5 protein-coding genes and 1 tRNA gene are annotated in these 5,441 nt (G+C 68.6%); 4 read left to right on the top strand and 2 right to left on the bottom strand.

The features are described 5' to 3' along the window. Positions 1-2 precede the first annotated feature (2 nt). From ACYVE7_RS28340 to ACYVE7_RS28325, 4 genes are all read left to right on the top strand, one after another. A tRNA-Met gene (locus tag ACYVE7_RS28340) sits at positions 3-76 on the top strand. A 111-nt stretch (positions 77-187) separates the two neighbouring features. Further along, positions 188-1,987, top strand: coding sequence for an alkyl/aryl-sulfatase (locus tag ACYVE7_RS28335; protein ID WP_460368838.1), 1,800 nt, complete (start codon positions 188-190; stop codon positions 1,985-1,987). A gap of 84 nt (positions 1,988-2,071) precedes the next feature. Beyond that, on the top strand, positions 2,072-4,180 hold the full coding sequence (locus tag ACYVE7_RS28330; RefSeq protein WP_460368836.1) for a galactose oxidase-like domain-containing protein: 2,109 nt from the start codon (positions 2,072-2,074) through the stop codon (positions 4,178-4,180). Between the two features lie 58 nt (positions 4,181-4,238). Beyond that, positions 4,239-4,646, top strand: a complete 408-nt coding sequence (locus ACYVE7_RS28325; protein WP_460368834.1) for a hypothetical protein — start codon at positions 4,239-4,241, stop codon at positions 4,644-4,646. Here the strand turns inward: ACYVE7_RS28325 and ACYVE7_RS28320 are convergent. Together ACYVE7_RS28320 and ACYVE7_RS28315 are read right to left on the bottom strand one after the other, a co-directional pair. Then, a complete protein-coding gene (locus ACYVE7_RS28320; RefSeq protein ID WP_460368833.1) occupies positions 4,643-4,891 on the bottom strand; it encodes a DUF5955 family protein in 249 nt (82 codons plus the stop codon). The two genes, ACYVE7_RS28325 and ACYVE7_RS28320, sit on opposite strands and share 4 nt — an antisense overlap. A gap of 89 nt (positions 4,892-4,980) precedes the next feature. After that, positions 4,981-5,441, bottom strand: a 461-nt coding sequence (locus ACYVE7_RS28315) for an RNA polymerase sigma factor (RefSeq protein ID WP_460368832.1), incomplete at its 5' end; no start/stop codon positions are given.

Here is a 5,441-nt window from a genome sequence, read left to right as displayed (position 1 = left end):
GACGCGGGGTGGAGCAGCTCGGTAGCTCGCTGGGCTCATAACCCAGAGGTCGCAGGTTCAAATCCTGTCCCCGCTACTTGTGAAAGAGCCGGATCTCGGAAGAGGTCCGGCTCTTTTGTTTTTTGGCTTGCTGGTGTTGGGTGGGCGGGTACTGGTGGGGGAACGGGGTTTTTGGGTGGGGGTTGGGATGTCGGGGTTTGGGGATCGGGTGGACTTTGAGGACGCGGAGCGGGGGTTCGTCGCCGCGTTGACGCCCGGGGTGGTGCGGAACTCGGCTGGGCGGGTCGTGTGGGACAACGATCAGTATGGGTTTCTTGACGGGGTTTGTCCGGAGACTGCGAACCCCAGTCTGTGGCGGCAGTCGCAGCTCTGCGCCAAGCAAGGGCTCTACGAGGTGACCGACGGGATTTACCAGGTGCGGGGGCTGGACCTGTCGAACATCACGTTCGTTGAAGGCGAGGTCGGGGTGATCGTTATTGATCCGCTGATCTCGACCGAGACGGCGGCCGCCGCGCTGGGGCTGTACCGCGCGCACCGCGGGGACCGGGCCGTGACGGCCGTGATCTACACGCACTCGCACGTTGACCACTTCGGCGGGGTTCGGGGAGTGGTGCCCGCGGAGGGCGAGATACCGATCATCGCGCCGGCCGGGTTTCTGGCGGCCGCCGTCAGCGAGAACGTGTACGCGGGGACGGCCATGACGCGGCGGTCCGTCTACATGTACGGGTCCGAGCTGCCGAAGGGGCCCGCGGGGCAGATCGGGGCGGGGCTCGGGCAGGCCACGTCGACCGGGAGCATTTCGCTGATTCCGCCCAATGTCGAGATCAGTGCGACGGGGCAGGAGGAAGTCGTCGACGGAGTGCGGATCGTGTTCCAGATCACGCCGGGGACCGAGGCGCCGTCGGAGATGAACTTCTACTTTCCCGACAAGCGGGCGCTCTGCATGGCGGAGAACGCCTGCCACACCCTCCACAACCTGCTGACGCTGCGGGGAGCCGTGGTGCGGAACCCGCACACCTGGGCGCACTACCTGAACGAGGCGATCGAGTTGTTCGCCGATCGGGCCGACGTGCAGTTCGCGTCCCACCACTGGCCCACCTGGGGGACCGAGCGGCTCACGACCTTCCTCACCCAGCAGCGCGATCTGTACGCCTACCTGCACGACCAGACACTGCGGCGGCTCAACCAGGGGTACACCGGGATCGAGATCGCCGAGACGATGGTGCTGCCGCCCGTCCTGCAGGAAGCCTGGAACTGCCGCGGCTACTACGGCTCCGTCTCCCACAACGTGAAAGCGATCTACCAGCACTACATGGGGTGGTTCGACGGTAACCCCGCCCACCTGTGGGAGCTGCCACCGGAGGAGTCGGCGGGACGGCACGTCGAACTGATGGGCGGCGCTGCCAAGGTCATCGAGGCTGCCCGGCAGTCCTACGACGCCGGTGAGCTGCGGTGGGCCGCGCAGATCCTCAACTACGTGGTCTTCGCCGACGAGCGGAACACCGCCGCCCGCGAACTGCTCGCCGACGTGTACGACCGGCTCGGCTACGGGGCCGAGAGCGGGCCGTGGCGCAACTTCTACCTCCAGGGCGCCGCCGAACTCCGCGGCGGCAAGGCCAAAACCAAACGCGACACCAGAAACGTCGACCTGGCCATGGCGCTCACCGTCGAGCAGGTCTTCGACGCGATGGCCGTCCGCGTCAACGGGCCCCAAGCCTGGGATTTGAACCTCGCGATCGACTGGAACTTCACCGACCTGAACGAGCAGGTCAGGACCACGCTCTCCAACGGCGTGCTCATCCAGTCGCGCAAGGAGCCGGCGACCACCGCCGACCTCCGGCTCACCCTGACCAAGCCGCAGCTCCTCCTCCTGCTCGCCACCAAGAGCCTCGACGGGATCGCCGTCGACGGTGACGTGCGGGCGCTGGCTGGCCTGACAGGGGTCCTGGACAGGCCGGATCCCGAGTTCGCGATCGTCACGCCCTGACATTTGCCGTTCCCGGGTGGGTCGATCTTGGTTGTGGTAGTTTTCGCTTTTGTGCTGAATTCTCGCCAGCGGAAGATCTCTGCCGTGCTGACCGGGACGATGGTCGCCAGCGTTGCGTCAGCGGTTGTGGCCACGGGCGCCCAGGCCGCGCCGAACCTGGTGCCCAATCCCCGGCTCGAAGTGATGGACGGTAAGTTCCCCCAATGCTGGACGCCGTGGGGGTACGGGGTCAGCAAGGGCAGCGCCAAAGTGGTCAAGGGGCGTAGTGGGAAGCGCGCCGTCCGGATCGACGTGACCACCCGGGTGTCCGGGGCGCGCGCCGTCATCCAGCGGCCCGGCTGCGCGATCAAGGTGAAGGCCGGGAAGCGGTTCGACCTGTCGTTCTACCTGAAGAGCACATCGGCGAAGACCGCCGTGATGTTCTTCCGGCAGACCGCGGCCGGCAAGTGGGTGCACTGGGGCGACCTGGGCGTCGGCAAAGTCACCAAGAACTGGCAGAAGATCGCGGTGCGGACGTCGTTCGTGCCCGCGGGCACCAAGGCCATCCGGTTCGGGCTCGGGCTCGCCGGCAAGGGCACCGTCATCACCGACGACTACATCATGAAGGTCGCGCCCGGCGTCGGGAACACCGGCTGCACCGACCCCGAAGGCTGCACTCGCGGCAAGTGGAAGGTGCGGAGCTTCGGCGACCCCGTCCCCAACGGCGAAGGCGACCCCGGCGACGGCGGCAACGGGATCAAGAAGGGCGTCCGGGCGATCCACGCCGTGCTGCTGCACAACGGCAAGGTGCTGCTGATCGCCGGTTCCGGCAACAACCTGCAGAACTTCAACGCCGGACGGTTCGTGAGCTGGCTGTACGACCCGGTCACCGGCAAGCGCAAGGTCATCAGGACCCCGGACGACATGTTCTGCGCCGGCCACGTCCAGCTCGCCGACGGCCGGGTGCTGGTCATGGGCGGCACCAAGCAGTACCTGCAGCCGGGCACCGACAACACGTGGATCGGCGAGGACCGCGCCTACGTGTTCGACCCGGCCGACGAGAAGTACCACCAGACCAACAACATGAACGACGGCCACTGGTACCCGTCCGCGACGATCCTCGGCAACGGCGACGTGTACTCGGTCGGCGGCTACGGCAAGGAACTGCGCAACGGCGTCCAGTACAACTCGCGGGTCGCCGAGCGGTTCAAGTACAACAAGAAGTCGAAGACGGGCGGTGCGTGGCTGCCCGAGAACCAGGTCGCACAGACCGGGATGAACTGGGCGACCTACCCGTCGCTGGTCCTCATGCAGGACGGCCGCCTGTTCTACAGCGGCTCCAGCGTCTTCGGCCACGCCACCGGCAAGAACGACGTCAACAACTTCGACAACGGCACCTACATGGGGCCCGGCATCATCGACATCACCAAGGCCAACGCCTGGTGGCCGGTCGGCGGGCTCCGCGACGGCCTCGCCCGCGACCAGTCCGCGAGCGTCCTGCTGCCGCCCGCGCAGCGCCAGCGAGTGATGATCATGGGCGGGATGGACTTCTCGGCCAACGCGTCCACCGCGCACACCGACATCGTCGACCTCAACGCGGGCGCACCCCAGTACCGTCCGGGACCTGACCTCGCCCAGCCGAAGGTGTACGTGTCGGCCGTCCTGCTGCCCGACGGCACCGTCTTCGAGACCGGCGGCACCACCGGCAACCGGGCCGGCTACACCCACGAGGCCGCCGTCTTCGACCCGAAGAAGCCCGGCCAGTGGACGGCCATGAACGGCGACCCCGTCGGCCGCACCTACCACGCGTCGGCGATCCTGCTCCCGGACGGCCGGGTCATGGCGCAGGGCTCCAACCCGGTCAGCAACTTCTTCGAGACCAGGATCTCGCTGTACTCGCCCCCCTACCTTTTCAAGGGTCCCCGGCCTAGGATCACCGGAGTGGACTCCAAGCTCTGGGCCTACGGCTCGGTGCACACCTTCAAGACCGACCGGAAGATCAAGACGGCGTGGCTGATCAGGCCCGCGGCCGTCACGCACTCTTCGGACCCCAACCAGCGGGCGGTCGCGCCGGAGAAACTGAAGATCTCGGGAGGCACCGTGAAGTTCAAGGTCACCAACAACCCGAACGTCGCGCCACCCGGCTGGTACATGCTGTTCGCCACGGACGCCAGAGGCGTCCCCTCGGTCGCCAAGTGGATCCACGTGGGCTGATCGGGTGCCCCGGCTGCGCAGGAACCTTCTCTGTCTGGCGCCGCTCGCCGCCGGGCTCGTGATCTACAGACTCCTCGCGGACACCGGGCTGCCGATCCTGCGGTTCGAACTGGCCGGGAGCGCCGCGAAGGCAGCCGAACTGGCGGACGGCCGGGTGGAGGCGTTCCGCGACGCGCTCCTGGCCGACTACCCGTTCATCCTCGCCTACACCACGACCCTCGTCCTGAGCTGCCTGTACGGCTGGGGGCGCGGCCGCACCGGGATCACCGGCGCGGCACTGGCCGTCGCCGCCGCGGTCTGCGACGCGGTGGAGAACCTTCTGCTGTGGCAGGGGCTGGACGAGCGGACCGACACCCTGTTCGCCCGTGCGGCCCTCGCCGCGAGCGTCAAGTTCGCCCTGCTCGTCCCGGCGGTCGTGCTCGCGGTCTGGGGCCTGTGCCGGAGACCCGCGCCGGACGGAGGCTAGTTCGCGAGGTTGTTGACGACCTCGACGGCCGACAGCAGCGGGGTCACCGTCGCCACCCGGTGGGTGAGGCGGGACAGAGCCGAGTTGCGGCGGGGGACGTCCGGGTCGTCCGACTCGACCTCCTCCCGGAACTCACGGAAGTCGCGTGCGGCGCGATCGGCCTCGGGCAGGGCGAGCCGGTGCGTCTCCAGCAGCTCCTCGACACGGTTCAGCGCCTGGGTGAGCGGGGTGGCGGGCATGTTCACGGATGTCAAGATAGTCCAGGACCGCCCGACGGATACGGCGTTCGCCGAGCCGGATGTGCATACCGTGACCGTGCCTTCAGCGTCCGCCGTCACAGGTCGGCGGCACGGGACAGCAGCAGCGCCCGTTCCCGCTCGTTGCGGGTCAGCGACGCGGCGCGCTGCAGCTCGCGGCGGGCCTCGTCGCGGCGGTCGAGCCTGGCCAGCAGATCGCCCCGGACGGCCGGAAGCAGGTGGTAGCCGGCCAGCGCCGGCTCGTCGGCGAGCTGGTCGAGCAGGGTCAGCCCGAGCCGCGGCCCGTACGCCATGGACAGCGCGACGGCCCGGTTGAGCTCGACGACCGGCGAACCCGTCAGCCTGGCCCGCGCCTCGTAGTGGTCGGCGATCGCCGCCCAGGCGGTGGCCTCGACGGTGCGGGCGCGGGCGTGGCACGCCGCGATCGCCGCCTGCAGGTGGTACTCGCCGGGCTCGGCGGTCAGGGAGTCGCCGCGGGCCAGGGCGTCGAGACCGCCGGCGATCAGCTCCGGGCGCCAGCGGGTGCGGTCCTGGTCCT

This window comes from Actinocorallia lasiicapitis, assembly GCF_054778695.1.
Note: the sequence above shows the minus strand (reverse complement) of the source record. Positions and strands in the feature narration are given on the sequence as shown.

Bases quoted from the DNA above. Each gene is read 5' to 3' on its own strand.
- ACYVE7_RS28335 (WP_460368838.1), top strand. From the start codon at position 188: ATGTCGGGGTTTGGGGATCGGGTGGACTTTGAGGACGCGGAGCGGGGG.